This window comes from Dietzia sp. 111N12-1 (assembly GCF_001658045.1).
Classification (GTDB): domain Bacteria; phylum Actinomycetota; class Actinomycetes; order Mycobacteriales; family Mycobacteriaceae; genus Dietzia; species Dietzia kunjamensis.
The window spans coordinates 97299-123465 of the sequence record NZ_LSSV01000104.1 but is presented as its reverse complement, the minus strand read 5'-3'; the positions used below and the strand labels follow the sequence as shown (position 1 = coordinate 123465).

The 26167-nt window shown below is 71.5% G+C and carries 21 protein-coding genes; 9 read left to right on the top strand and 12 right to left on the bottom strand.

Annotation, left to right across the window (positions count from 1 at the left end):
* The first annotated feature begins 7 nt into the window (after positions 1 to 7).
* Genes AYO52_RS17355 through AYO52_RS17345 form a run of 3 tightly spaced genes read left to right on the top strand, consistent with a single transcriptional unit; the run spans position 8 to position 2750 of the window.
* Positions 8 to 949: a ParA family protein gene (locus tag AYO52_RS17355; protein WP_067720187.1), complete on the top strand. Its 942-nt coding sequence runs from the start codon at positions 8 to 10 to the stop codon at positions 947 to 949.
* Positions 949 to 2085, top strand: coding sequence for a ParB/RepB/Spo0J family partition protein (locus tag AYO52_RS17350; RefSeq protein WP_067720185.1), 1137 nt, complete (start codon positions 949 to 951; stop codon positions 2083 to 2085). Before AYO52_RS17355 ends, AYO52_RS17350 begins: the two co-directional genes overlap by 1 nt.
* Positions 2082 to 2750, top strand: a complete 669-nt coding sequence (locus tag AYO52_RS17345; protein WP_067720183.1) for a hypothetical protein — start codon at positions 2082 to 2084, stop codon at positions 2748 to 2750. Before AYO52_RS17350 ends, AYO52_RS17345 begins: the two co-directional genes overlap by 4 nt.
* Before the next feature lie 57 nt (positions 2751 to 2807).
* Here AYO52_RS17345 and AYO52_RS17340 read toward each other — a convergent pair whose 3' ends face one another.
* The 9 genes from AYO52_RS17340 to AYO52_RS17300 all read right to left on the bottom strand — a co-directional run bounded on the left by AYO52_RS17340 (position 2808) and on the right by AYO52_RS17300 (position 15135).
* Complete coding sequence (locus tag AYO52_RS17340; protein WP_067720182.1) at positions 2808 to 3998, bottom strand: N-acetylmuramoyl-L-alanine amidase; 1191 nt, start codon at positions 3996 to 3998, stop codon at positions 2808 to 2810.
* Between the two features lie 156 nt (positions 3999 to 4154).
* Positions 4155 to 4499 carry a thioredoxin gene (trxA, locus tag AYO52_RS17335; RefSeq protein ID WP_067720180.1) on the bottom strand — a complete coding sequence of 115 codons (345 nt, stop codon included), beginning with the start codon at positions 4497 to 4499 and terminating at the stop codon, positions 4155 to 4157.
* 57 nt (positions 4500 to 4556) lie between these two features.
* A complete protein-coding gene (gene trxB / locus AYO52_RS17330) occupies positions 4557 to 5489 on the bottom strand; it encodes a thioredoxin-disulfide reductase (protein WP_067720178.1) in 933 nt (310 codons plus the stop codon).
* 138 nt (positions 5490 to 5627) lie between these two features.
* Positions 5628 to 6326 (bottom strand): RNA polymerase sigma factor SigM, encoded by a 699-nt coding sequence (sigM, locus tag AYO52_RS17325; protein WP_371518032.1) that lies wholly within the window; start codon positions 6324 to 6326, stop codon positions 5628 to 5630.
* Positions 6327 to 6377: 51 nt separating this feature from the next.
* Positions 6378 to 8066: a protein kinase family protein gene (locus AYO52_RS17320; RefSeq protein WP_067720176.1), complete on the bottom strand. Its 1689-nt coding sequence runs from the start codon at positions 8064 to 8066 to the stop codon at positions 6378 to 6380.
* An 89-nt stretch (positions 8067 to 8155) separates the two neighbouring features.
* The gene (locus AYO52_RS17315) at positions 8156 to 10027 is read right to left on the bottom strand and encodes a lipid II flippase MurJ (RefSeq protein WP_067720174.1); all 1872 of its coding nucleotides are present in this window, start codon (positions 10025 to 10027) and stop codon (positions 8156 to 8158) included.
* On the bottom strand, positions 10024 to 12660 hold the full coding sequence (locus tag AYO52_RS17310) for a hypothetical protein (RefSeq protein ID WP_067720172.1): 2637 nt from the start codon (positions 12658 to 12660) through the stop codon (positions 10024 to 10026). Before AYO52_RS17310 ends, AYO52_RS17315 begins: the two co-directional genes overlap by 4 nt.
* Positions 12657 to 13982 (bottom strand): NUDIX hydrolase, encoded by a 1326-nt coding sequence (locus AYO52_RS19095; protein WP_227022304.1) that lies wholly within the window; start codon positions 13980 to 13982, stop codon positions 12657 to 12659. Before AYO52_RS19095 ends, AYO52_RS17310 begins: the two co-directional genes overlap by 4 nt.
* A gap of 70 nt (positions 13983 to 14052) precedes the next feature.
* Positions 14053 to 15135: an alpha/beta hydrolase family protein gene (locus AYO52_RS17300; protein WP_172812202.1), complete on the bottom strand. Its 1083-nt coding sequence runs from the start codon at positions 15133 to 15135 to the stop codon at positions 14053 to 14055.
* A gap of 100 nt (positions 15136 to 15235) precedes the next feature.
* Here AYO52_RS17300 and AYO52_RS17295 point away from each other — a divergent pair, with 100 nt between their 5' ends.
* The 4 genes from AYO52_RS17295 to AYO52_RS17280 all read left to right on the top strand — a co-directional run bounded on the left by AYO52_RS17295 (position 15236) and on the right by AYO52_RS17280 (position 20192).
* On the top strand, positions 15236 to 15568 hold the full coding sequence (locus tag AYO52_RS17295) for a putative quinol monooxygenase (protein WP_067720170.1): 333 nt from the start codon (positions 15236 to 15238) through the stop codon (positions 15566 to 15568).
* 408 nt (positions 15569 to 15976) lie between these two features.
* Positions 15977 to 17518 carry a CCA tRNA nucleotidyltransferase gene (locus tag AYO52_RS17290; RefSeq protein WP_253702294.1) on the top strand — a complete coding sequence of 514 codons (1542 nt, stop codon included), beginning with the start codon at positions 15977 to 15979 and terminating at the stop codon, positions 17516 to 17518.
* Complete coding sequence (locus AYO52_RS17285; RefSeq protein ID WP_067720168.1) at positions 17515 to 18798, top strand: glycosyltransferase 87 family protein; 1284 nt, start codon at positions 17515 to 17517, stop codon at positions 18796 to 18798. Before AYO52_RS17290 ends, AYO52_RS17285 begins: the two co-directional genes overlap by 4 nt.
* A gap of 107 nt (positions 18799 to 18905) precedes the next feature.
* Entirely contained in the window at positions 18906 to 20192 is a 1287-nt protein-coding gene (locus AYO52_RS17280) for a hypothetical protein (RefSeq protein ID WP_067720166.1), read from the top strand.
* On the opposite strand, the gene AYO52_RS17275 is transcribed toward AYO52_RS17280, so the two are convergent.
* A complete protein-coding gene (locus AYO52_RS17275) occupies positions 20112 to 21533 on the bottom strand; it encodes an MFS transporter (protein WP_067720164.1) in 1422 nt (473 codons plus the stop codon). The genes AYO52_RS17280 and AYO52_RS17275 overlap by 81 nt on opposite strands.
* 103 nt (positions 21534 to 21636) lie before the next feature.
* Here AYO52_RS17275 and AYO52_RS17270 point away from each other — a divergent pair, with 103 nt between their 5' ends.
* Entirely contained in the window at positions 21637 to 22269 is a 633-nt protein-coding gene (locus AYO52_RS17270; protein ID WP_067720162.1) for a YqgE/AlgH family protein, read from the top strand.
* 85 nt (positions 22270 to 22354) lie between these two features.
* Positions 22355 to 23602, top strand: a complete 1248-nt coding sequence (locus tag AYO52_RS17265) for an MFS transporter (RefSeq protein ID WP_253702286.1) — start codon at positions 22355 to 22357, stop codon at positions 23600 to 23602.
* 160 nt (positions 23603 to 23762) lie between these two features.
* Here the strand turns inward: AYO52_RS17265 and AYO52_RS17260 are convergent, their stop codons facing one another.
* Both AYO52_RS17260 and AYO52_RS17255 read right to left on the bottom strand, forming a co-directional pair.
* Positions 23763 to 25508, bottom strand: a complete 1746-nt coding sequence (locus AYO52_RS17260; protein WP_067720160.1) for an RNA-binding domain-containing protein — start codon at positions 25506 to 25508, stop codon at positions 23763 to 23765.
* Between the two features lie 163 nt (positions 25509 to 25671).
* Positions 25672 to 26103, bottom strand: a complete 432-nt coding sequence (locus tag AYO52_RS17255) for a VOC family protein (protein ID WP_067720158.1) — start codon at positions 26101 to 26103, stop codon at positions 25672 to 25674.
* Positions 26104 to 26167 lie beyond the last annotated feature (64 nt).

Sequence of the window (26167 nt, the reverse complement as noted above, 5' to 3'; positions counted from 1 at the left end):
GTGACGGATGTCCTACGACGAGACCCCGATCTTCGCGGCCGCGCGCCAGGCGAACGAGGTCCTCCACGGGGATGCACCGGCACTCCCCCGTCCCGAGTCGCCGCGGATCGTGACGATCGCAAACCAGAAGGGCGGGGTGGGCAAGACCACGTCCACCGTCAACCTCGCCGCTGCTCTCGCTCTGGGTGGGCTCGGGGTGCTCGTGATCGATATGGATCCGCAGGGCAATGCGAGTACGGCGCTCGGTGTCGATCACCGCGAGGGCACACCGTCGAGCTATGACCTTCTGATGTGGGAGGCGTCCGTCGATGAGTTGATGCAGAAGAGTCCCCACGCCGAGCGCTTGTTCTGCGTACCTGCGACCATCGATCTCGCGGGATCGGAGATCGAGCTGGTCGGGCTCCCCCAGCGGGAACGACGTCTCGCCGAAGTCCTCCTGCCGGAGGACTTGCAGTCGCTCGGTATCGACTACGTCTTTCTTGACTGTCCGCCCTCGCTCGGTCTGCTCACCGTGAATGCGATGGTCGCTGCTCGCGAGGTCCTCATCCCGATCCAGTGTGAGTACTACGCCCTCGAGGGAGTGGGTCAGCTTCTCCGTAACGTCGAACTCATCCAACAACATCTGAATACGGATCTGGAGATCTCGACCATCATGCTGACGATGTACGACGGACGCACCAAGCTCGCCGAGCAGGTCGCCGGTGAGGTCCGGAAGCACTTCGGTGACACCGTGTTGCGGACGGTGATCCCGCGAAGCGTCAAGGTGTCCGAGGCACCGGGTTACGGGATGACCATCCTCCAGTACGACGCGGGGTCGCGCGGTGCACTGGCCTACCTGGACGCCGCCCGCGAGATCAATGCACGGGGAGGGCCGGCCGGTCCGGGAGAACTCGTATCCACGCCCACCGCGGGTGAAGCTGAGGGCTTCGACCGCCCGGAGGAGAACTGATGAGCCAGCAGCGTAAGGGCGGTCTCGGGCGGGGTCTCGCGGCCCTCATCCCCACCGGCCCCGACGAAGGGCCTCGGCTCGGAAACGACGCCGCCGACCTGATCCTGGGGCCTCGAGGTGGCGGTCCGCGTACCACTCCCCCACGTCCGCGCTCGTCCGGCGCCGGGAATCGGGGTCCGGCGGATACGGAGCTCACCGGTACCGCGTCATCGACGGCCCGCGCGGCCGAGACCGGCTCGCACGCCGACACCGGCTCGCACGCCGACGATGGTTCACCCGTTTCACGTGAAACAACAGAGTTGGTGGACCCCGGCGCCGTCTACCGTGAGATCTCCCCGGCCGAGATCGACCCCAACCCGAAGCAGCCCCGCACCCACTTCGATGAGGAGGCGTTGGCCGAACTCGCTCATTCCGTCAAGGAATTCGGACTCCTCCAGCCCATCGTCGTCCGTGAGATGTCCGGTGGGCGCTATCAGCTCATCATGGGTGAGCGACGCTGGCGGGCGAGCCAGCGCGCGAAGCTCGAGACGATTCCGGCGATCGTTCGGCAGACCGACGACGAGGATCTGCTGCGGGACGCTCTGCTCGAGAACATCCACCGGGTACAGCTCAACCCTCTCGAAGAAGCCGCCGCCTACCAGCAGCTGCTGGAAGAGTTCGACGTGACCCAGTCAGAACTCGCGACCCGCATCGGCCGATCCCGCCCCGCGATCACCAACAGCATCCGCCTGCTCCAGCTGCCGACCGCCGTACAGCGGCGGGTCGCGGCTGGTGTCCTGTCAGCGGGACATGCGCGCGCACTCCTGGGCCTCGAGGCGGGGGCGCCGGCACAGGACGAGCTCGCCGCCCGGATCGTCGCCGAGGGCCTGTCGGTGCGGGCGACCGAGGAGCTCGTCACCCTCGCCAACCGCGATCCCGGGGACACCACGGACAAGCCAAAGCCCCCGCCCCGCGGACGCCAGCGCAACCCGGAGCTGGAGGCGGTGGCGGGTCGGCTGTCAGACCGCTTCGAGACCTCCGTGTCGGTCACGATGGGGCGCCGTAAGGGACGTATCACCATCGACGTCGGCGACACCGATGATCTGGCCCGGGTACTCGCACTTCTCGAGGGCGGGTCGACCGCAGCGCCGCGATGATCTCCCTCCGCCCGCTGGACCTGTCGGCGGTGGACCAGCTGGGTCCTCGCGCCCGGCGTTGCGTCTATTGGCAAACCGACGGTGAGCAGTCCCCGGGAGATCCGGAGTTCGAGAAGGAAGCGTGGATCTCACACGTATCCCTGGAATGGGGTGTCTGCGGCCAGCTCGCCACCTACGGGGACCGATCGACGGCTGCCGCCTTCTACGCCCCCCCGGGGATGGTGCCGCGGGCAACGTGCTTCCCGACCTCGCCCGTCGGCGCTGACGCTGTGCTGCTCGCCGGCATGAGTGTCGAGCACGGCGCACCGGCAGGGGTACTGACCGCGTTGCTCGACGCCGTCGTCGTCAATGTTCGAAGCCGCGGAATCAAGGCCATCGAGGCCTTCGGGGTCACGTCCGAGGACCCCGGGCATGTTACGTCACGTGACGGGTGCGGCGCGGACTCGTGCGTGCCGGGGATGAGCTTTCTGGTCGAGCACGGTTTCACGGTGGTGGCACCCCACGAGACCCATCCCCGCCTCCGGCTCGATATCGAGAGCGAGCACTTGTGGAAGGCGGATGTGGAGCGCGCCCTCGATCAGCTCTTCGCCGAACACGGATTCGCCACCCGGCGGCTCGGGGTGCTGTCGGGCGCGTCGGCGAGCGCCGTCGCCCGGGGGCTCTGACACCCCGGGAATCACGACACCCCGGTCCCGACTCCCCCGGGGTGGCCGGAGCCGCGATCAGTCGCGCTGGCGCTGCTCGTAGTCGATGAGGTCGTCGACGGACATCGACCCGGTGGGATGATCGTCCTCGTCGAGGAGGTACAGACGTTTCACGCCCACGAGGATCGAGTCGATGATGGTGTCCTGGGCGGCACGATCGCCGAGGATCTCGAGATCCTGCGGGTTGTACGCGTAGCCCAGGTAGATCTGCACGGACGGCATGCGGGTCATTCGCAGCAACGGCCAGCTCCGGCCATGGGTCCGGCAGTCGCGAAGAGTGGTGCGGCTGACGATCTCCCGCTGGATGAAGCCGGATAGGGCCTCACCGAGCATGGACTCCGCGCCGAGCGAGTTTCCGAAGTAGAACGTCGCGACCCCGTTGCCCACCGGATTCGGGTGGCGGTCCAGGCGGAGCGAGATGATGAGATCGGCGTTGAACGCGTTGGCTATCTCGGCGCGCTCGGGATCGGTCGGGATCATCGCCTCGGGCCGGGAGAGGAAGACCTCCACGCCGGCCTGGTTCATCCGCTCGGAGAGCCGCCGGGTGATGTCCCAGAGCAGTTCCGCGTCGGTGATGGTCCCGTAGGGGGTGTCGATCCGGATTGGATTCTCGGACCCACTGGGGCCGGGATCGAGGACGATCCGTTTACCGGCGAGCATGGGACCGGAGGTGCGGGCCCGCTCCTTCTCGACGAGAGAGGCGACGTCCCCGCCCTTGAACAGGGTCGAGAAGCGGCTCAGGGTGTCCAGGGTCTCGGCACCGACCACACCGTCCGCGGGGAGCGCGCAGTCGCGCTGGAAGTCGGTGACGGCCGCGTGCGTGAGGGGGCCGAAAGTCCCGTCCACCAGGCCGGCGTAGAACCCGAGCTCGCCGAGTCGTCGCTGCAGTTGGGCGATATCGTCCCCCGCCATCGGCCTGGAGACGATATAGCTCAGGTCCCGGGTCCCCAGCACGTGGCTGGCGTCGTGGAGCGCGGCCTGGGTGGCCGGACCCACGATACCGTCGGAGATCAGCGCACGCGCCTGCTGGAAGGCCAGAACGGCCTTCTCCAGGTCGGCGTCGAAGACGGCGTCGGTACGCGCGAGCACTGACCCGGTCTCGGGCTCGGTGACCCCGACCGACTCGATGTTGTGCAGCAGACCCATGCCCGCGAGGGTGGCCCGGATGGCGGCCACCTCGGGCCCACGGTCACCACGCCTCCACGCCATGGGTCTCCTCCCGCTCTCCTAGTGTTGGGTACCCGGATGAACTTACCGCCTCACACGCGGACATGCCCCGTCCGCGCCGGGCGGTGGGGGAACGCCACGGGGGAGCGCCACAGCGTAGCGACACAGGGTAGCGACCCGGTGCCGCCGGCGTGTGTGTCAGGCGCCGAGAACGTCGCCCAGCTCGGCTCGGAGCGCCGACTTGGACTTGGCGCCCGTGATGCGCTTGACCGGCTGTCCCTCCGAGAACAACAGCATCGCGGGGATCGCGGTGATCTGGTACTCGGCGGCGAGTTCCTGGTTGGCTTCGACGTCGACCTTGGCCACGGTCAGCTTGTCCGCCTCCGAGCCCGCCAGCTCGTCGAGGACCGGCGCCATCATGGTGCACGGGCGGCACCATGTGGCCCAGAAGTCCACGAGAACGGGCTTGGAGCCGCTGGCGGTGAGCACGGCGTCGGCGAAGTCGGCCTCGGTGACGTCGATGATGTTGGGGGTGTCGGCCATGAGGTGGTCCTTTCGGGTGGGTGGACGGGGCCCGGTTGTTCCGGGCCCGGTGCGGGCTCAGGCCTGCTCTGCGAGCCAGCGCTCGGCGTCGATCGAGGCGGCGCACCCCGAACCGGCGGCGGTGATGGCCTGGCGGTAGCGCTTGTCGACGAGGTCGCCACAGGCGAACACCCCGGGAAGGGAGGTGGCGGTGGTCTGACCGGTGAGGACGTAGCCGTCCTCGTCGACCTCGACCTGGTCGCGGGCCAGCTCGGAACGGGGATCGTGGCCGATCGCGACGAACATGGCGGCGGTCTCGAGCTCACTGGTCTCACCGGTGACGGTGTCGCGCAGACGGAGTTTCTCGACCGAGCCGGTCGCGCCGGCCAGCACCTCGTCCACGGCCGTGTTGAGGATGAACGAGATCTTCTCGTTCTCCCGTGCCCGCTCGAGCATGATCTTGGAGGCGCGGAACTCCTCACGGCGGTGCACGATCGTCACGGAGGAACCGAACTTGGTGAGGAAGGTGGCCTCCTCCATGGCGGAGTCGCCGCCGCCGACCACGACGATCGGCTTGTCGCGGAAGAAGAATCCGTCACACGTGGCGCACGAGCTCACGCCCCGGCCGAGGAACTCCTGCTCCCCCGGGACCCCGAGGTAGCGGGCCGCGGCACCCATCGCGAGGATCACGGCGCGGGCGCGGTGTTCCTCCTCGCCGACCCGGACGGTCTTGATGTCCCCGGCGAGGTCCATGGACGTCACGTCCTCCATCCGGAGGTCGGCCCCGAACCGCTCGGCCTGCTCACGCATCTGCATCATGAGATCGGGGCCCATCATGCCCTCGGCGAAGCCGGGGAAGTTCTCGACCTCGGTCGTGGTCATGAGCGCTCCACCGAACTGGGAGCCCTCGAAGACGACGGGCTTGAGCTCGGCCCGCGCGGAGTAGATGGCGGCGGTGTACCCGGCCGGGCCGGATCCGACGATGATGACGTCGTGGACGGTGTCGCTCATGAGTTCTCGGGGCTCCTCGGGCGGTTGGTGGCTCGTGAGTCGGAACCGGCATCAGGTGCCGGGTCTTCTAGTGGCCACAACACCCCGGGGGGCTGCCTTGTTCCCGCGCCCGCCCACCGGGCGACGGGAGGAACACCCTCACACGGTGAGGGTGACCCCCTCGAGCAGGGCCGCGAGTTTCGCGCGGCCACGGGAGCACCGGCTCTTCACGGTGCCCGGGGGGATGTTGAGCAGGTGGCTCGCCTCGGCGACGGTGCACCGCAGCATGTCGACGACGACGACGGCGTCCCGCTGATCGTCGGGCAGTTCCGCCAACGCCTCGGCCACGATGATCGCGTACGCCGGGTCCTGGTGGAAGTGGTCACGCAGGGTGACCTGTTCGTGCAGGGACGGGGTGAGCTGGGTGTGGGTGCGCAGGCGCTGGGCCCGCATCTTGTCCAGGCAGGCGTTGACCACGATGCGGTAGAGCCACCCCTGCACCGGGCAGGCGTGGCGGAAGGTGTCCGCCTTCCGGTACGCCGAGACGAGAGCCTCCTGCAGGGCCTCGGCGGCGTCGTCGCGGTTGAACGACGTGCGGATGGCCAACCGCCAGAGGTAGTCGTAGTGCCGCCGGACGAGGGCGGAGAAGGCGTCGGGGTCGCCGGCGACGTGCGCGTCCAGCAGTTCGGCGTCGGACAGCGGGGACTCGGCTGTCAGTGCGGGCCGGGCCCTGGGAACGGACTCTGCCCTGAGAACGGACCCTGCCCCGGGAGCGGACTGGGCGCTGAGCGGGGATTCCGCGCCTGCGGGCGGGGCAGGGGAACCCGCCGCGGTGGGGACGGCGGTACCGGTGTTCACGGCCGTCACCGTAACCCGGCCGGGCCGCCCGTGGGGACGTCTCCCGGCCGGTCAGCGGGTCAGTTCGACCTCGCTGATCGTGGCCTCGTAGGACTGGGCACCGGAGGTACCCAGGCGGGTGATCCACACCAGGACGTACCCGGACTCCCGCGGGTCATCGATCGTCACGGTGGCCGACCCGTCGCGGACGGTGCCCGCTCCGAGACGGGTGGTCTCGTCGAGTGACTCCGGAGAGGCACCGGGCGCGGACCGCACCTCGAAGCGCACGCCGTCATCCCCCGAGCGGAGCACCACCCGTCGGACCTCCTGCTCACCGTCCAGTGTGAGCATCAACCCGATACCCGGCTTGTAGGCCGACGGGCCGTCGCCGATCTGGGATCGGTAGGCGTCGCTGGACCACGAGGTGGACCGGTCACCGTCGACCACGTTGGGGGCATCCGTCGAGTTCTCCGCGACGCCGTTCGAGGACGAGGGCTGCCAGGTGGTGACGGTCGACACGGAGACCGGGGTGGTCGGGGTGGCCTCCTCCGCCTCGTCCGCCTCGTCCCCGGTGTCACCTGCGGCGGAGTCATCGGCCGCGGGCTCGGCGGTCTGGGCGGCGCGACTGGCCTGGGCGGCCCGTTCGATCGCGTCGAGCTGCTGTGAGAGCGGGGTGTCGTTGCGGGTGCCGCCGAACCCCCCGAGCATCCACGTGAACAGCAAGGCGATCACCACGACCGCGGCCGCGCCGGTCCCGGCCATGATCTGCCAGCGGCGCTTCTGGACCTCCGGGTCCGGCTCGCTGTACGGCGCGGGTTCGAAACCCGCCTCCGCCGAGGACCACTCCGCCGACGACCACTCCCCCGACGACCACTCCCCCGACGTCCATCCCGTCGTCGCGGCGCCCGCCGGGTAGGCGACCCGGGAGGAGGCCCCGGGGGCGGCGCGCCGCGGCCCGCCGACGCGATCGGTCACCATCGCCCTCACGGTGGCCGCCGAGCTGACCGACGACCCGTCGAGAGACCGCATGGCCAGCACCGCGGATTCCGGCGCCACCCCGGTACCGGCCACCGTGGGGTCGAGGACCTCGTCGTCGTCGTCCCTCCGGGCGGGACCGGGCCGACCGTCGGTCGGTTCGTACAGATCGGAACCCTCGGGCAGCGGGAGCGGCCACGCTCCGGTGAGCAGCGCATAGAGGGTAGCGCCCAGGCCCCGCACGTCGGACCGGGCGTCGTCCCCCTCGCGGACCCCGGGGAAGGCCAGGACGGCGCGCCCGTCCTCGGTGAGACGGATTCGGTCCGGCGAGTCGAGGCCCAGGGTCAGGCCCACCTCCTCGGCACGGGTCGCGGCGTCCGCCAGACCCCACACCGCACCCACGGCGGAGTCGGGGTCCGGCTCGGCCACGGCCGCGGCGAGACTGCGTCCGGGGATCCACTCCGAGACCACGATGCCGCCCGCGCGGCCGCGGATGACGTCGAGCACGCGCGCCAACCCGTCCGCGTAGACCGTGGTGAGCGCGACGGTACGGTCGAGCACCCCCGTCGCCGAACCCGGGGGCTGCTCGCCGGGGAGCGGGTCGACGAAGGTCAGGGCGACGAACCTCCCCAGGCGCCGGTCGCGGGCCTTCCAGAAGGACTGGCCGGCGACACCACCGCACGGTTCGAGGAGCTCGTACCTGCCGCCGGAGACCAGGCCTCCGACGGTCAGACGCGGTGGCGACGAGGCGGTGTCCGGTGCCGGGGCTCCAGTCTGTTCACCCACCCGTTGACCCTCCTCGCCTGGTGCGGCAGCCCGTCAGGAGGCGCCGCTCGTGATCCCTGAGTGTACGTACCGGCCCCGCGTGGATTCGACTATCTCCTCAGACGCCCCACGAGTCCGCGGAGAACGGGGGTGATCGAGTCGAGTTCCGGCAACCGGGACCGCGACAGGATCAGACCGGTCACCGCGAGGGTGATGACGGCGGCGACACCGGCACGCAGGACGAACCCGATGCTTCCGACGGCGTCGGTGAGGGCGTCCATCGGCAGGATCGTGTCCACCGCGAGTGCGACCAGGGCGCCGACGATCGACGCGCCGAGGGTCCACGAGGCCGACCGGAGGGTCTCGCGACCACGCAGGGACCCCAGTTTCGACCGCAGCAGGACGAACCCGGCGACGGCGCCGACGACCCAGCCGATGCCGTTGGCCAGGGCCAGGCCGATCACCACGTGGGACCGCTGGTCGGCGACCACGGGGACGAGGAGCGACAGGACCACGCGGACGACCGTGATCGCGAGGATCATCGCCGTCGGCGTCCAGTAGTCCTCGCGGGCGTAGAACACCCGCTGCTGCAGCAGGACCACGGCGTAGGGCACCAGCGTGAACGCGCCGAAGGTCAGGGTCAGGCCGAGCACCTGGGCGCTCTCGGCGTCGAAGTTCCCGTAGCGGAACAGGCCGGTGGCGATCGTCGGGCCGAACGCGGTCATGAACGCGATGATCGGCAGCAGCCCGAACAGGGACAGCCGCGTCCCCAGCGAGATGTCCCGCACCACCGCGTCGTTGCGGCCGGCCACCCCGTTGTCCGCCAGGCGGGGGTTGATGGCGGTGAGCAGGGTGACGCCGATGATCCCGTACGGGACCTGCAACAGCAGCCAGTAGGTCTGGTAGATGGCGATGGCGGCCTCGTCCGCAGCCGACCCGATGCGGTTGGTCATGACCAGACCGACCTGCGAGATGAGGACATAGGTCACACCGGCGACGGCGTGCCCGCCGAACTGCTTGATGCGGGGGTCCAGACCCCACTGGGGGCGCAGGTCCACGCCCGCGCGACGCAGGGCCGGCACCAATACCGCCGCCTGCAGCACCACGCCCAGGGTGGTGCCCAGGCCCAACAGCAGGATGGGCGCGCTGAGCAGGTTGACCGGCGCGGCCGGGTCGATGCCGCTGCCGACCACCGCGAACAGCACCAGTGTCGCGATGGCCACCAGGTTGTTCCACACCGGCGCCCACGCCCCGGGACGGAAGACACCGTTGTAGTTGAGGATCGCGAGCATCACCGAGAACACGCCGTAGAAGAAGATCTGCGGCAGCAGCAGGAACGCGAACGCGGTGGCCAGGTTCGTGTTGACCTCGCCGTCGCCCAGGTTGAGCTCGGTGAGCAGCGGCGCGCACGCCACCGCCACGACGGTCGCCCCCAGTGCCAGGACCGAGGTCACGGTGAGCAGGCGACGGATGAAGGACACGCCCCCGTCCTCGTCCTCCTGCGCGGCCTTGGCCAGCAGCGGCATGAACATCGCGGTGAGCACCGAACCCAGGACGAGCTCGGTGATCATGTTGGGCAGCGTGTTGGCGGTGTTGAAGGCCGACGCCACGGCGGGGCCGAGCACGGTGAGGATGAGGATCATCCGGACGAACCCGGTGATGCGGCTCGCGAGGTTGGCCACGGCCATCGATCCCGTCGAGCGCATCACCGACGCGTCGGAGGAGTCGCGGTTCCGTGCCCCGGTCCCCCCGCCGGGCGTCGCCGGGCCCGCTGCGGACCGCTCCGGGGTCGGGGCGATCGGCCGCGCGATCGGCCGCTCGATCGACGGCGCGGGCGCGGCGTCCGGGATGAACGAGTCGGCGACCGGCGGCGGGGAGGCCGGGCCCGGCAGCACGCAACTGCCCGCCTCACGGCGTCGGCCGCGGAGGCCGGGATCCGGTCTGCGCAGTTCGGGTCCGGGGGACCCCTGCTCGTCGTTCACGGTCGGTGCCCTTCGTCCGCGGGGTCGAGGATGCCCCGACGGTAGCGCAGGTACCGCCGGCCCCCGAGGACGAGGGCGAGGGCGGCCGCGGCCAACGCGAACGCCTGGGCGACCGGGTAGCCACCGGTCTGGACGGACAGCTCCACCGGCTCCGACAGCGGGCGCCCGTCGGGACCCTCGAGGACGAACGCCACGGTGTGGCGTACGCCGCCCTCGGCATCGGACTGGGTGGGCACCTGCAGGGTCCGCGACCCCGAGGCCGGGATCTGGACGACCCCCACCGGCTCCACCGTGATGTCGTCCGGCGCGGTGACGGTGACGCCGACGCGCACCGGGAACGGCAACGCGTTCCGGGTCACCAGCAGCAGTGGGCTGTTGGGGCTGGCCATGGTGAACACGCTGCCGGGCGGCAGCAGGTCCACCCTGCCGAGCGAGCGGGAGACCGTCTGCTCGAGGCGGTCGAGGCGCTCGGCGGTGGCGGCGCGGGCGTCCGCCCCGGAACCGGACCCGGGTGACGTGCCGTCTCCCCCCGCCCGCCGGCCGGTCTCCGACAGGGCCCGGAGGGCTTCGGTCATCATCGGGTCGAGGTGGCCCTCGGCGTCCGCCGAGGTGGGATCGGCGGCGTCGACCAGTGACCGCAGCGTGCCGATCCCCCGCAGGGCGTCGGAGACGCGACGGTCCACCCCGGCCAGGTCCACGGCCCCCGGGTCGACGGCGCCCGTGGGGTCGTCCGCCAGGGACCCGTCCGGGACGGTGACCGGTCCGGCCAGGCGCTCGGTGAGCGGCACCGCGCGCATCCTCCCCGCTGCCAGTTGGGCGCCGAGGGTCTCCAGCAGCGAGCCGGCGGCCTCGCCGTCGACGCTCCACACCTGCGGCGGCACGGCCAGGACCCCCTGATCGTCGGACGGGCCCGAGGGGCCGGTGTCGGCAGCGGGACCGGTGCCCGCGGAAGGCCCGGCGCCGGCCGCGCCGGCCGCGCCGGCGGCCTCGAGCGAGGCGATGGGGGCGGGCCCGGCGTCGATGGCGTCCACGACCGGCGCGAGGAGCGCGGCCCTCGCGTCCTGGAGGCGGGCCGCCGCGGAGTCGGCGGTCAGCCAGTACCGGGTGTCGGGGTCGGAATAGCGCGGGTTCTCCGGCGCGGACCCGGTCGCGGCGAGGGCCGCCCCGATCGGCGCCGAGTACGTCAGCGCGCGTCCGCCGTCGGTCCCGGCCAACCCCACCATCCCGGGGGGCGGGACGATACCGGTGTCGGTCCGCGTCGACGGGGTCGCCACCACGGCGGTGGCGCCGGGCTCCCCCAGTGCCTCGGCGGTGCCGGGCAGCAGGGTCCCGGACGCGGGGACCAACACGTCGGGGATCGGGGACACCCCGAGGATCCGCTCCACGGAATCGTCGCTGTCCAGCGCGGCCCGGGTGAGCTCGGTGGACCCCACCGCGCCGACCGCCTCGAGGCCGGCCTGGGCGGCCGGCAGCGTCACCACGCAGGTGCCCTCGGCCAGCGCCCGCAGCTCGTCCAGCCAGCGTTCGGCGTCGGCTTCCACCGCCCCGGGATCGGCGGGGGCGGACCGCTCCGGGTCCTCCCGGCCGCCGCGGTTCCGCCCGGAGGAACCCCCGTCGTCGCCGCCGGTGCCGTTCCCGATGAGCACGGCGCGGCCGTCGGCGATCTCGGACACGGTCCCCAGCAGCTCCGGGTCCACGCCCAGGCACACCGCCTGTCGCAGGTCCTGCCCGCCGGGCCCGTCGAACGCGTCGTCGGCCGCCCGGACCAGCCCGGTGAGCCGACCGCCCTCGGACAGCTCGCGCAGGAGCGAGTCGTCGGTCAACGCGACCACCGGGTCCGGGCCTTCCGCTCCGGGCACCGTCGCGATCCGCGTGGGTGCCGCCGCCAGCGGCCACATCATGGTCAGCGGGACCGGAGTCGGGCCCCGCCCGTCCGCCGGCCCGGGTGCGACCACCTCGTCGTCGTCGACCCCCGGTAGCGCCGCCGGCTGCGGCGCCTCGAGCACGGGCAACTGGGTGCGGGCGTCGTCGAGTCGCGCGGGCGACCCGCCCTCCGGCGTGCCGTTGACGTTGACGAGGAGCGGATAGATGCCGGGTTCGGTCAGCTGCAGGTCAGGGGCCGGGTCGCCGGGGATCTCCCGGGCCGGCATGGACACGCGGTACGGCACGGACTGCCCCGGCGCCACGGTCTCGGCCACCCGCAGGAACTCGCCGCGGACCGCGAACGACGGCTCGGACCACACCAGCGGTTCGCGCACCGCCTCCGCGTCGGCGGCGCGGGGCCCGCGCTGGAGCCGGACGTCGACCGACTCGAGGGGGATGTCGCCGACGTTGGTGATGGTGCCGGACACCGTGACAACGGGGACCCCGGACTCGGTGCCGACCGCGACCCGGCCCCCGCCACCCGCCCCGCCCGGGCCCCCCGCCCCGTCGAGGACGGTCGGGGAGATCTCGTCGATGGTGATCCGGGCCAGTGTCGGCGCCGGGTTGGGGATGTACCCGGCCGCCGCGGCCTCCGCGGGGGTGATCGCGCCGGCCGGCTGGACACCCCACAGCGGGCCGAACGCCAGCGCCGCACACAGTGCCGTCGGGACGACCGCCCGGACTGCGCGCCCAACCGGCCGCCCGGTCACGGCCCGGACTCCTCCGGCGCGTGGTCGCGAGGGGTGACGCCGTGCGCCCCGGTGCGGCGGACCGGCTCGGGGCCGTCCGCCCGGCGGGACGGGTCCACCATCTGCGCGTCGGCGGGCGGGGGATTGTCGCCGGCCAGTTCGGCGCGCGCGAAGTCCGGGAGCAGGGTGCGGGCGGACTCGACCAGTCGCCGCTCGTCCGGGTACGCGAGGCGCCGGGGCAGGTCGTCGAACGCGAACCAGGCGACCTCGGTGATCTCCGGGTCCTCGTCGCACAACTCGCCGTGGTCGTAGCGGACGAGGTGGTGGTGGACGGTCTTGTGGATGCGCCGGCCCTCGGCGACGAACCAGTAGTCGATGGTGCCCAGCGGGGCCAGGACGGTGCCGTCGACACCGGTCTCCTCGAGCACCTCGCGCCGGGCCGTCTCCGCGACCGTCTCCCCCGGCTCGATGTGCCCCTTCGGCATGGACCACAGCATGCGGCCTCGGCGGTCCAGCCGACCGATGAGGGCGACCTCCAGCCGGGACAGGTCGGGCTCAGGTCCCTCCCCCGCCTCCGCGAGGTTCCGGACCACCAGGCCGCCGGCCGAGGTCTCCAGCACCGTCTTGAGTCGCTGGCCACCGCGGGGATGCCGCGCGCCCCCGCGACCGCCACGGGCGTTCTTGGCGCCGGCCTTGCCGCCCTGGTGGGTGCCGGGCTTGGTGGTCTTGGCCGCGGCCTTGGACCCGCCCTTGCCACCGGCCTTGGAGCCGGTCTTGGACCCGGTGCCGCCGCCGGCCTTCGCGGGCGCGGACGTGCGGGTGGTGTTGGTGGAGCTCGCCTGGCCACCGCCGCCCGACTTGGACCGGCCGGGCTGACGCGGGTGACGGGGGGCCTGGCGGGAGGTGGCGCCGGCGGTGCCGTCGCCGGTCTTCACCGTGTGGGTGGCGTCGGGGCTCGACGGCTGGTTCTGGTTCTCGGGTGCGCGGCCCTGTCCCCGACCGCCGCGCCGACCGCGTCCGCCGCGGCGGCGACGCCGTCCCTGCCGGGACTGACCGTCGCCGGAGGGGCCGGTGGAGCCGGTGGGCCCGGACTGGCCCCCCTGGCCGGACTTCTGACCCGGCTTCTGACCTGGCTTCTGGCCGCCGCCCCCGGCGTCCCGGGGCGTCGACTTCTGCTTGTCGCCCTGCGCGCCGCGCTGGCCGTCGGACCCCTTCGCGGCAGCGCTGTCCCGCTTCTGACCTGCGGCGTCGCGTCCCGCGGCGCCGGGTCCGGCGGGCCGACGCGCACGACGACGCCGCGGCGCGTTGGCGCGCGGTTCGGCGGGACGATCGGCTTCGGACACCCATCGATGCTACCGGCCGGGGGTGAGTGGACCGGAATCCACGGCGCGCCGCGGCCCGGCCGCGTGCGGGTCAGGCCCCGAGCGCCGGACCGACGACCCGCCAGGAATCCCGCGACTCGCGGGTGAACAGGGCGAAGGTGTGGGCGCCGCTCGGGTAGCGGTCATAGGTGAAGGGCACGCCGCCGTCCCGCAGCGCGCGGGCCATGTGGCGGGTGCCCAGGTCGGCGGCGAGCTCCGTCGGCGCCCCGATGGCGAAGGTCGCCGACCCGATCTCCGGCGAGTCGTGCGGGCCGGGGTTGCCGGGGGCGGACGCGAGGTAAAGGGCGGTGCCGCGGAGGCGCTCGACATGGTGGGAGGGGTCGTGTGCGAGCCAGGCCGGGTCGTCCGGCGGGCCGAACGCGTTGTGGACGTTGCCGCCGCCGCGCGCGACCATGGCGGTCATGGCGGCGCGACCGAACGGAGTGGAGACCTCGGGGAATCTGGACAGGGACGCGGCGGCGGCGTAGTGGTGTCGGCTCCGCGCGGCGAGGGTCAGCGCCGGGCCGCCGGACATGGACACGCCGATCACGCCGCGGGTGCCGTTCAGGGCGTGGGCGCCGGCGAGCGCGGCGGGTAGTTCGGAGTCGAGGAAGGTGTGCCAGCGGTTGACGCCGAGGACGGGGTCCTCGCGCTGCCAGTCGGTGTAGAGGCTGAACCGGCCGCCCTCCGGGCTGGCGACCAGGACGTGTTTGTCGGCGAAGAAGTCCTCGTAGTCGGTGTGATAGGCCCAGCCGACGTAGTCTTCTCCCCCGCCCACGCCGTTGAGCAGGAGCAACAGCGGTGCCGGCGACGGGCTCGCGGGGAGGAGGAGGAACGTGGGGACGGCCTTGGCCATGGACGGGGACCACACGTCGGCGAGCACCTTGCGGCCCTCGACCGGTTGGACGCGCAGGATCTGTGGCCGCGAGGTGTCGGCCGGGGGCGGCGCGGTGGGGCGGGGCGAGGTGGTGAATCCGAGGGCCGTGGAGGTGTCGACGCCGCCGGCGGACTGCGCGCCTGCGAGCGGGTGGACCGCGCCGGTCAGCGCCACCGCGGCCGTGAGCGCGACGGCCGTCGGTGCGATGCGCCGACGGGTGGGTGACGGGCGTGGGTATATACGACGACGACGAGACACACCCGTCACTCTAGATCGCTTCTGTATCACGGGACAGAATGTCGGTCTCGTGGCGGCCGGGGACGGTCCCGCGGCGGCGGGCGCGGCTAGAGTCCGCGGTATGAGCTCTGGCCCGTCCACCCACGCCCTGGTCCTGCGACACCGGGCCAAGCCGGGCCGTCGCGACCAGTTGATCGAGGTGTGGCGCCGGCACATGCCCGAGGCCGTCCAGGCCAACGACGGGCACCGGGCCTATGTGCTGTGCGCGTCCCACGTGGATCCGGACGTGATGGTGGTGTTCCAGCACTACCGGGACGCCGCGGCCGCCCAGGAGTTCCTCGGTAACCCCGCCTACCTGCGATACCTGGAGGAGTCGAGCCCGCTGCTGAGCGGCCCGCCCGAGGTGGAGGCCGTGGACCCGCTGTGGTCGAAGGTCGTCGCGGCGGGTGGGTGAGGCGGCGCGCCGGGCATTCCGGCAGCGCATCCGGCCCGGATGCGCTGCCTTGTCGACTTGCGCGCCCCGAATGGTCCATTCCCGCAGCATGACCCGGTGATCGGCGTACATTCCGGCAGCAGAGGTCGGCGAGGCGGTGTACCCGGGACTGCGTGTGCCGGCGGTGCCCCCGCCCGGCCGCCGGCGCGGCCCTGCCCACTCGTGGACCCGGCTCACACCGGGCCCATCCGGCCCACGGGGCTGATCCCGCCCGGCCCCGAGCGCGCGGGTCAGGGATTGTCGGGCCCACTCGGTAAAGTCGGGCCCGTGACAGCCCGCAGACCGACCCCCGACCGCAGTGCCGCCGACAGCAGCGCCGCCGCCGATCGATCCGCCTCCGATCGACACGACGCCGCGGTGTTCTCGGCGTTGCAGGACGGACCGGGTTCCCGGCCCGACCCGGCGGAGGTCGAGGCGCGCCGGGTCCGGTTGCTCGCGGGCGCCCAGACCACGATGAACGACCTGGCCGACGTGCTGGCCCCACTCGCGACGGCGTTCGGCGACGCCGGGCACGAGCTCTACCTGGTGGGTGGCAGTGTCCGCGACGCCGTGCTCGGCCGACTGGGCACCGACCTGGACTTCACCACGGACGCCCGGCCCGAGACGGTGCGGGCCATCCTCGACGACTACGCGGACGCGGTGTGGGACACCGGGATCGAGTTCGGCACGCTGTCGGCCGTCAAGCGGGACGGTGGCGGGATCGAGCAGCAGATCGAGATCACCACGTTCCGTGCCGACTCCTATGACGGGGTGACCCGGAACCCCGAGGTCGTCTTCGGTGACACCCTCGACGGTGACCTGATCCGGCGCGACTTCACGGTCAACGCCATGGCGGTGCGTCTGCACCCGGACGGGCGCCAGGAGTTCGTCGACCCCCTGAACGGGATGGACGCCCTGCTCGCCGGCGTCCTGGACACCCCGGCCGCACCGGAGCAGTCGTTCTCCGACGACCCGCTGCGCATGCTGAGGGCCTGCCGGTTCGTCTCCCAGCTGGGGTTCACCCTCGCGCCGCGGGTGTTCCGTGCGATGGCGGAGATGACCGGGGAGATCGACCGCATCACCGTCGAACGGGTGCGGACCGAACTCGACAAGACCATCCTCGGCGACTACCCGATCGACGGCATCAACATGCTGTGCGAGGCCGGGTTGGCCGACCGGGTGTTGCCCGAGGTGCCCGGCATGAAGCTCGAGCGCGACGAGCACATGCAGCACAAGGACGTGTACTGGCACTCGCTCACGGTGCTCAAGCAGGCCATCGACCTCGAACCCGAGGGGCCCGACCTGGTGCTCCGCTGGGCGGCGTTGCTGCACGACGTGGGCAAGCCCGCCACACGGGCGCCCAAGCCCGGCGGCGGCGTGACCTTCCACCACCACGAGGTGGTCGGCGCGAAGATGGTGCGCAAGCGCATGCGTGCGCTCAAGTACTCCAAACAGATGATCGAGGACGTCTCCGGCCTGGTGTTCCTCCACCTGCGCTTCCACGGGTACGGCGAGGGTCAGTGGACGGACTCCGCGGTGCGCCGCTACGTCTCCGACGCCGGACACCTGCTCCCGCGCCTGCACCGGCTGGTCCGGGCGGACTGCACGACCCGCAACAAGCGGCGGGCGGCCAAGCTGCAGGCCAACTACGACTCGCTGGAACGGCGGATCGCCGAGATCGAGGAGAAGGAGGACCTCGCGCGGGTCCGCCCCGACCTCGACGGCAACGAGATCATGACGCTGCTCGACCTCAAGCCGGGGCCCGATGTCGGTCGCGCGTGGGCGTATCTCAAGGAGTTGCGCCTCGACCGCGGCCCGCTCGACCGGGCTGAGGCCGAGGCCGCGCTCCTGAGCTGGTGGGCGGGACAGAACGAACCGCAGCAGAACGGCGGGTCCGGGGGCTCCGCCGAGCAGAACGGCGACCCGGCATGATCGGCGGAGCGGTCGACCGCTACCTCGGTTCGGCCGCTGCGCGGGTCGTCGTCGCCGTCCTCGCCGTCGTCGGCACGCTGCTGCACACCGTCGGAATCCCGGGGCTGCAGCAGACCCCGCCGTACCGCATCGACCTCGACGTCTACCGCGTCGGCGGGCAGGTGTTCCGCGACGGTGGCGACCTCTACGGCGAGCTGCCGCAGCTCGCCCAGGGCGCCCACCTGCCGTTCACCTATCCCCCGCTGTCGGCGCAGCTCTTCTCACTGCTCACGCTGGTGCCGTTGGCGGTCGCGTCCGCGCTGATCACGCTGGCGACCATCGCGGTGCTGGCCTATGTCGTGCACCTGGTGCTCACGCGCACGTGCGAACGCCCGCAGCGGGAGTTGTGGTGGCTCACGGCAGCCATCGTGGCGGTGGCACTGTGGTTCGGCCCGGTGCGCGAGACGATCGGGTTCGGGCAGGTCAACGTCTTCCTCATGGCGCTGGTGCTGGTCGACGTGATCCGCGGCCGCGGCCGCTGGTGGGGCGGCACCCTCACCGGGTTGGCGATGGCCATCAAGCTCACCCCGGCGGTGTTCCTGCTGTACTTCGTGCTGCGGCGCGACTGGCGTGGGCTGGCCACGGCGGTCGTCTCGGCGCTGGCGTTCACCGGGATCGGGCACCTGCTCACCCCGGACGACTCCGCCCGCTACTGGACCTTCGCCATCCGCGACCCGGCCCGGATCGGCGGTCTGGCGTTCACGTCCAACCAGTCGGTGAACGGGTTCGTGCACCGACTCGGCTTCGAGGACACCGCCGCGTCGGTCGCGTGGTTCGTGGTGTCCGCGGCGATCGGCCTGGGGATCGCGTGGGTGGCGTGGCGGTTGCTGCGGTCCGGCCACGAGGTGGCCGCCGCGGTCGCGGTGGGCAACGTGGCGTTGTTCTGCTCGCCCGTGTCATGGGGACACCACTGGGTGTGGGCGGTGCCCGCGGTCGTGCTCACCCTGGTGTGGGCCGACCGCGCGGGACGAGACGGCGACGACGACGAGCGCGGCTGGCTAACCCTGGCCGGCAGCGGCGTGGTGATCTTCCTGGGCACTCCGCAGTGGTGGGTGCCGCACAGCGAGGGCCGCGAACTCGGCTGGGGCCCGCTGGAGCACCTCGTCGGCAACGCCTACCTGATCTGGGCGGCGGTCTTCCTCGTCGTCGTGGGTGCCCGGGCCTCTCGACTCGGGCGTCGCGACCTGGGCGGCGATCCCGAACAGCCCGCGTTGCTCGTCAGGGCCACCGCGAGCAGCTGAGCGCCCGCCGTCAAGGCGGAACGACGATCTGTGGATTACGGACCATCGCTCCACAGATCGCGGATCGGGGCTGGTCCGATCAGGGCTCCCGGGACACGATTCTGGCCATGGACTACTTTTTCGGAGACGGCGTCGGGGACCCGACGCAGTGGCAGGGCGAGCCCGACCTCACCCTCGGAACCGGTGCCGCGGACGCGCTGTGGCTGGACTTCGACGGCGACGGATACGCCGACGACGCCCTGTGGGACTCGGACCTCGACGGCGCCGCCGATCGCGTGGTGACCGACGTGGGCACCGGCGCCCAGGCCGCCTACGCCGATGACGGCGGACGCGGCGTGTGGAACGTCTACGCCGGGGGAGCCGGCGCGCTCGCCGCGGGGTCCGTGGGCGGCGGGTCTGTCGCGGGCGGGTCTGTGGGCGGTGGCTCGGTGGGTGGTGGATCAGTTGCCGCCGGTTCGGCGGGCGGTGGGTCTGTCGGCGCGGGGTCGGTGGGGGGCGGCTCGCTCGGCACGGGGTCCGTCGGGGCCGGCTCCCTGGCGGCCGGATCGGTGCTGGCAGGAGCCGAGGGTGCGGGCGCGCTGATGGGCGGTTCGCTGGCCGCAGGGGCGGACGGGCTGGCCGCCGGGTCGGACGCGATGGGCGGCTTGCCGGACTGGGGCGCCCTGCTGTCGGATGCCATCGGCGCGATCCACCACGGGTCGGCCGCTGCAGCGGACTCGGCAAGGTGGTCCACTCCCCCGGTCACGGAACCCGATCCGGTGCCGCCGCCCCCGCCCGTCGCGCACACCCCGGCCCCGGAACCCGCGCCGGTGCAGGGCGGGACCGTTCCCGAACCCGCGGAACCGGTCGTCGAGGACGACGGCTCCATCACCGTCGACACGGGCAGCGGGATGCTGTCCGTGGCGGACATGAACGGCGACGGGCGGCTCGACGCCGCGCTGCCCTTCGAGCCGCCTCACCTGGAGCTCCCGCACATCGACGCGGGCTCGGCTGCCGGATCGCTCGACGTGGGGGTCATCGACGCCGGCGCGCTCGGCGGTGGCTCGGTTGGTGGTGGCTCGGTTGGTGGTGGCTCGGCCGGTGGGGACGCCGGAGCTGTCGGTTCCGCCGCGGCGGGCTCGGCTGCCGCCGGGTCGATGGGCGCGGGTTCGGTCGGGGCGGGTTCGGTCGGCGCGGGTTCGGTCGGCGCGGGTTCGGTCGGCGCAGGTTCGGTCGGTGGCGGCTCGGTGGGTGCAGGCTCGGTGGGTGGCGGTTCGGTCGCCGCGGGCTCTGTGGGCGGTGGTTCTGTGGGCGGTGGTTCTGTGGGCGGAGGGTCAGTCGGTGGTGGCTCGGTCGGTGGTGGTTCGGTCGGTGGCGGTTCGATCGCCGCGGGTTCGCTCGGGCTCGGCTCCTGACCGCCTTCGCGCGGCGACGAACGCCGCGATCACCGCGGCGGCGGCGTACAGCGCGGCCGGGACCAGCATCAACGACACCGACCGTCCGTCGGCGGGCACCAACGGCAGGACCGCGACCATCCCCACGACGAACGCCGAGTTGAACAGCGCGTCCTGCAGTGCGAAGACCCCGCCGCGGCGGGCGTCGGGGACGTCGGTCTGCATGGCGTTGTCCGCGACGAGCTTGACCACCTGGGCGCCCAGACCGATCGCCACCGCGCCCACGACCAGTGCCGTCGGGTCGAGGGTCGGGCCGACCGCGAGCTGCGCGACCCCCGACAGCACTGCGCCCGATGCCACGACGACGATCCGCCGCCGACGGGCGATGGCCCAGGGGGTGACGACGGCGGCCAGGCCCATTCCTGCGGCCACCGCCGCCGACATCAGTCCGAATCCACCCATCCCGGCCACGACAGGGCCGCCCACGCCGCCGGACTCGGCGTCGCGCAGTAGCAGGATCGCCAGCATCGTGGTGATCCCGAACGCCGCCCGGCCGAGCGTCACGCCGGTCAGCGACACCCACACGAGGGCCGTGGACCGGGCGGCCCGGACGCCCTCGGCCAATCCACCGGCGAACAGGGACAGCGCATCTAGTGCCACGCCCCGGCCGGGATCAGCGCTGAGCTCGTCGTCGTCGGGTCCCAGGTGCCGGCGCGGCAGCGCCAGGATCGCCCACACCCCCACCAGCGCGGCGACCACGGACGGCACGAGGGTCCACGACACCGCGGCGTCCCCGGCGCCGAGGACGGCCAGGACGGCGAACGCCGCGACCGCGCCGACGGCCGTGATGATCGACCCCACGGTGACCAGAACCGAGTTGGCGCCGGCGAGGATCCGGTCGGGCACCACCTTGGGCATGGCCGCGGTCATGCCGGTGTTGATGAGGCGGCCCAGCCCGATGGCCACGAGCGAGAGCGCGAACAACATCGGCAGGCCCGCCCCCGTGTGCACGGCGCCGGCGGCGACCAGCGCGATGGTCGCGATGATGGCCACCGTCCTGACCAGCGCCGCGACCGCGACGACGACCCGACGATCCCAGCGGTCGAGCGCGGCGGCGGCGAAGGGTCCGACGACCGAGTACGGCAGCAGCATGACGGCGAACCCGCCGACGATGGCGGAGGGCGTCGTCGCGGACTCGGGGCTGAACAACACGATCCCGCCCAGCGCGGCCTGGTGGATCCCCTCACTGAGCAGGGCGGCCAGGCGCGCCGTGGACAGCCGGCCGAGGCCGTCCGACTCCCGCAGTGCGGCCGCCAGTCGTCCGCGCGGGGGGCCGACCGGATCGGCGGACAGTGAGGTCACGCGAATCACCGTAGCGCTCGCCGCACGAGCGGCGACCACCGCGGCGGGACCCGATCGAGGGGACGCGCGTGTGGGTCGTCGGCCACGGGGGCATCATGGGGACATGGACACGGGACCGGACGATCTGGGCGGCGGCGGCCTGTTCGGCGACCGCCTCTACTCCGCGATGGACAAGCGTGATCCCGTCGCCGGGTCGCTGCTCATCGCGGCGCCCGACATGCCCGATCCCAACTTCCAGCGCGCGATCATCTACATGATCGAGCACGACCACTCGGGCTCCCTGGGCGTCGTCATCACCCGCCCGAGCGAGACCGAGGTGGAGTCAATCCTGCCCGCCTGGGCCGAGATCTGCGCTCCCCCGTCCGTCTTCCACATCGGCGGTCCCGTCAAACCCGACACCGGGATCGCACTGGTGGTGCTCGGCTCCGGCGTGGACGGTGACCGGTTCGTCGGGCTCCAGCAGATCGAGGGCCGGGTGCACGTGGTGGACCTGGACAGCGACCCCGATCTCCTGCGCGACCACGTCGAAGGGATGCGGGTGTTCGTCGGATACACCGGCTGGGCCCCCGGGCAGCTGCAGGACGAACTCGACCGCGGCGACTGGTACGTCGCCCCCAGCCTGCCCAGCGACCTGCTCGCCCCCGCCCGCGTCGACGTGTGGGGTGCGGTACTGCGGCGTCAGGAGATGCCGCTGCCGCTGTACGCCACCTTCCTGCAGGACGGGGACGTCAACTGACGGCCGGCGCCCCGGATGAGTCTCATTATATGGGAGACGGTTTCTAGTTTGTGGGATCGGGTCTAGGCTCGTGCAGGTGGAGACGGTGAAGCATGAGTCGACCGCGGTGACCCCGCGGCACTGGCTGGTGCTGGCGGTCGCCACGTTCGTCGCCGCGTCGGGCTCGGCGTTCGTCGTCGGCGTGGGCTTCCTGCTCCCCCACCTCACGACCGTCGAGGGGCTGTCGCTCTCGCGGGCCGGGGTGCTGGTCGCGATGCCGCTGGTGGGCATGGCCACGGCGCTGATCGCCTGGGGCTGGCTCGTCGACCGGACGAGCGAGAAGCTGGTCCTGGTCTCCGGCTCGGTCGGTGCCGCGCTCGCCCTGGCAGCCGCACTGTTCGTCGACTCGTTCACGTTGCTGGCGATCCTGTTGCTGGTCACCGGCGCCTTCACCGCCTCGGGGAACTCCGCGAGCGGGCGACTGGTCGTCAGCTGGTTCCCGGCCCACCGCCGCGGGCTCGCCATGGGAGTCCGGCAGATGTCGCAGCCCGCCGGATCCGCGGTCGCGGCCATGACCATGCCGGTGCTCGCGCAGTCGTACGGATTGGCCGCGGCCTTCGCGGTACCCCTGGTCATGGCCGTGGTCTCGGCGGTCGCGGCCCTCGTCGTCGTCACCGACCCGCCTGGCCACCTGGCTGCTCCCCCGTCGGCGCCGAGCGCCGCGGTTCCCACGGTGACCGGCACGGCGTCAGCGACCCGTCCCCCGGCGGACGGGTCGCCGTACCGCGGCTCGGACTACCTGGCCCGGGTGCACGGCGCGTCGGTGCTCCTCGTCCTGCCGCAGGGCATGCTGCAGGCGTTCCTGCTGGCGTGGCTCGTGCTGGGGCACGGCTGGTCGGCGGTCTCCGCGGGAATCGTGGTGACGGCGAGTCAGGTGCTCGGGGCGGTCGCCAGGATCGTGGCCGGCGCGGTGTCTGACCGCGTCGGGTCGCGGATGAGACCCCTTCGCGCTGTGGCGATCTCGGTCACCGGCGGCCTGGCAGCCCTCGCTGTGGCCGAGGCGCTGGGAGCCCCCGGGGTGGTGGCCGTGACGCTCGGCGTGGTCGCGACCGTGCTCTCGGTGTCCGACAACGGCCTGGCGTTCACCGCAGTCGCCGAATACGCCGGCCCGCGGTGGAGCGGGCGCGCGCTGGGCGTGCAGAACACCGCGCAGTTCGTGGCGATCGCGGCGTCCACTCCCCTGGTCGCTGCCGTGATCGAGGCGGTCGGCTACTGGCCGGTGTTCGCGGGCGCGGCGGTGGTCGCCGCGGTGGCGATCCCGCTGGTGCCGCGCGCAGACGTCGTGCGGGTCTGACGAGGGGCTGGTGGGTAGTTGTTTGTGAGCCGGTCAGGCTGCACAACTGCCGCAGGCTCGACCGACAAGACCGGAGCGAAAGCCCAGTTCAGGACTCCGATAGGCGTTTACGCGAGTTGTTCAGAGTTGTTCTCGACCTGCTCCGGCCAGTTCCCGCTGCCTATCCCGCGGGCCCCGTACCGGCCGCCCGCCATCGCACCGTGGGACCCCGGCTCGGTCCGTCCGGGTCGATCTGTGCGCGGCCTGTCTGCCGCAGGTACCGCAGGAGCTGGGTTACTTCCCGCCCGTCCAGCCCCGTCGCTTCGACAATGTCGCGATTGGTCAAGGAGTCACCGGCTCTGAGGTGCTCCTCCACCCACTCCTGAACCGATACCGTCGACAACCCTGCCGGCACCGCGGACCCCAGACAAGCGAGAGCAGCGGAAGTCAAAACCCACTCGTCGCCACGGCTCGTCACCGGCTGCACCAGTCCCTCGTCCTCGAGCCAAATCATTACCTGAAGTGATTCAGCCGGCCCACCTTGAGTCTCGCGCTGCACCTGACGAACTGTCATCAGAGGCGCGCGGGACAGATGTCGCAGCACGATTAACGTGGGAACCGCGTCGATGATGTTGTCGCCGAACTGCCTCCTGAATCGGTTAAGAGCGGCTATGAAATTGGTGTCAGGTCTGGATGCGACGAGTCTCACCTCAACGTGGAAGTCGTCGGCATCGACCTCGGGGGCTTCCCGCCCTGTGGCCAACATCGACCGCCACATTCGATCGAAGCCACGAGAGGATTCCTCCGCGAGGCCCAGTTGGCGCATTCCCGCCATTAGTTTGTTATTTCGCGGAACCGATTGAACAGTGAGTAGTCGGTGAATATCCACTCCGAACGGAAGCGCGCCCGGCGACCAGACTTTCAGCAGGCGAGGAGCCTGGTCGACGACGACGGGTGATGACATTGACCAGTCTCGGTGGACCAACGCGTTAGACACCACCTCGTCAACGGCGGTCGATGGAAAAGCCGGGACAGGGACCTCCTGGCCGGTCCCGAGGTCGACCCGAGCGATTTCAGCGTCGGAGTGCCGTTGAATGAGGGTTTGCAGTTGTTCTGTTGCGAGCACGACGGGCCCTGAGATTTCAGTAACGGTCGGATCGCCGCCTGGAACCTGACGAAGCAGGTGCCTGGCGACTACCGCCCCCGGGCGACTGCGGCCGAACAAGAGGACTGCGGCCTCGGTGATTTCTCCGCAGTCGGTGAGTAGGCCCAGTTCTCTCAGCAGTGCCAGCGGCTCTGCGGGGGCGGCGGTGCCATCACCGGTGGCGGCTCGTCTTGCGGACAGTAGTTCTGTTGCCCGTTTCAGGGCGAGGTAGTCGAGATCGTCGAGGGTCGACGAGGAGGGTCGGGCGGTGAGATCCGGATTCGCACGCGCATACTGCAGGGCGCGCCGATCGTTTTCAGTCATTGGTACACACTGGGTGCCGACTCGGCGACGCGCTGCGCCATTCGTCCTCGTGTAGACAGACAGACCTGCGGGGACCCGGATCAACAGCAGACGAACTTCGTGGTAGCTGAGGTCGCGCGCCTCGACCCGCAAATGTGGGATCGTGCTCTCGAATACTTTCCGCTCGACCCACTGTGCGTCGCGATCCGTCCCGCTGAACGCTTCCAGTCCAGCACGTTTGTCCGCCACCCCGAGGACGATGTGGGCTTCTCCGGCGGAGCCGTTTGCAAAGCAAATCGCCGCATCGAGAACGGACTCGACCACCTTGGCGTCTGGGTTTCCGCTGCCACGCTGTCTGGTCGGTACCCGGGCGGGGTCTTCTTTGAAATCAAGCGTCGAGGATTCGAGCGCATCGCCAGTGGCTCCCGCTCTGATCGCGTCCAGCGCGTGGGCCACTTCTTGAGGGAGCGGGCTCATCATGGGAACAGAGTAGCCCGAGTTGTTGTGGAGTTATTGAAACAACTAGTAAACAACTTCGGCCTGCCAGGGATGTTGGCTTATAGCGTCGGTGCAGTTCAGAGCCTCGTGTGTAGTTGTTCTGAGTTGTTCTGCGTTGTCCTTGGTGGTTCCGACCCCGGTTATGTCACGGTGCCGGTTCCGGAAATGGTTCGCCTCGGTACTGCCCCACCGACCACACGTTGCCCTCCGGGTCGCGGGCGGAGAAGGTGTGATCCCCGTAGTCGGTGTCGTGGAGCCCCATGACGATCTCGGCGCCCGCCGCTCGGGCGCGCTCGTAGACGACATCCGCGTCGGCGGTGACCACGTAGGCCAACCCGGTTCCCGGCGGCATCGCATGGGGATCATCCGGCCCCGGCCGTTGGTCACCGAGCATGATGCCGCCACCCTCTGGCCACAGCAATTCGGCGTGCACGATGCGGCCGTCCTCGGCATGGGAGACGGTCTCGACGAATCCCAGGGCCTCGACCAACCAGTCGATGACGGCGCGGGCGTCCGCGCACCGGAAGCAGTGCCACACGGTGGGGGCGGGCGGGGTCCCGGGCTGGTGTGCGCTCATGCCCCGAGTGTGCGCCGTCCGGCGCGAGCGCGGAAGGGCTCCGACGGGGGTGATGCCAAATCGT

What these genes read in the sequence shown, in the direction of transcription:
- AYO52_RS17355 (WP_067720187.1), top strand. Translation starts at nt 8, where the DNA reads ATGTCCTACGACGAGACCCCGATCTTCGCGGCCGCGCGCCAGGCGAAC.
- AYO52_RS17350 (WP_067720185.1), top strand. Translation starts at nt 949, where the DNA reads ATGAGCCAGCAGCGTAAGGGCGGTCTCGGGCGGGGTCTCGCGGCCCTC.
- AYO52_RS17345 (WP_067720183.1), top strand. Translation starts at nt 2,082, where the DNA reads ATGATCTCCCTCCGCCCGCTGGACCTGTCGGCGGTGGACCAGCTGGGT.
- AYO52_RS17340 (WP_067720182.1), bottom strand. Translation starts at nt 3,998, where the DNA reads ATGGCGTGGAGGCGTGGTGACCGTGGGCCCGAGGTGGCCGCCATCCGG.
- trxA (WP_067720180.1), bottom strand. Translation starts at nt 4,499, where the DNA reads ATGGCCGACACCCCCAACATCATCGACGTCACCGAGGCCGACTTCGCC.
- trxB (WP_067720178.1), bottom strand. Translation starts at nt 5,489, where the DNA reads ATGAGCGACACCGTCCACGACGTCATCATCGTCGGATCCGGCCCGGCC.
- AYO52_RS17295 (WP_067720170.1), top strand. Translation starts at nt 15,236, where the DNA reads ATGAGCTCTGGCCCGTCCACCCACGCCCTGGTCCTGCGACACCGGGCC.
- AYO52_RS17285 (WP_067720168.1), top strand. Translation starts at nt 17,515, where the DNA reads ATGATCGGCGGAGCGGTCGACCGCTACCTCGGTTCGGCCGCTGCGCGG.
- AYO52_RS17280 (WP_067720166.1), top strand. Translation starts at nt 18,906, where the DNA reads ATGGACTACTTTTTCGGAGACGGCGTCGGGGACCCGACGCAGTGGCAG.
- AYO52_RS17270 (WP_067720162.1), top strand. Translation starts at nt 21,637, where the DNA reads ATGGACACGGGACCGGACGATCTGGGCGGCGGCGGCCTGTTCGGCGAC.
- AYO52_RS17260 (WP_067720160.1), bottom strand. Translation starts at nt 25,508, where the DNA reads ATGATGAGCCCGCTCCCTCAAGAAGTGGCCCACGCGCTGGACGCGATC.
- AYO52_RS17255 (WP_067720158.1), bottom strand. Translation starts at nt 26,103, where the DNA reads ATGAGCGCACACCAGCCCGGGACCCCGCCCGCCCCCACCGTGTGGCAC.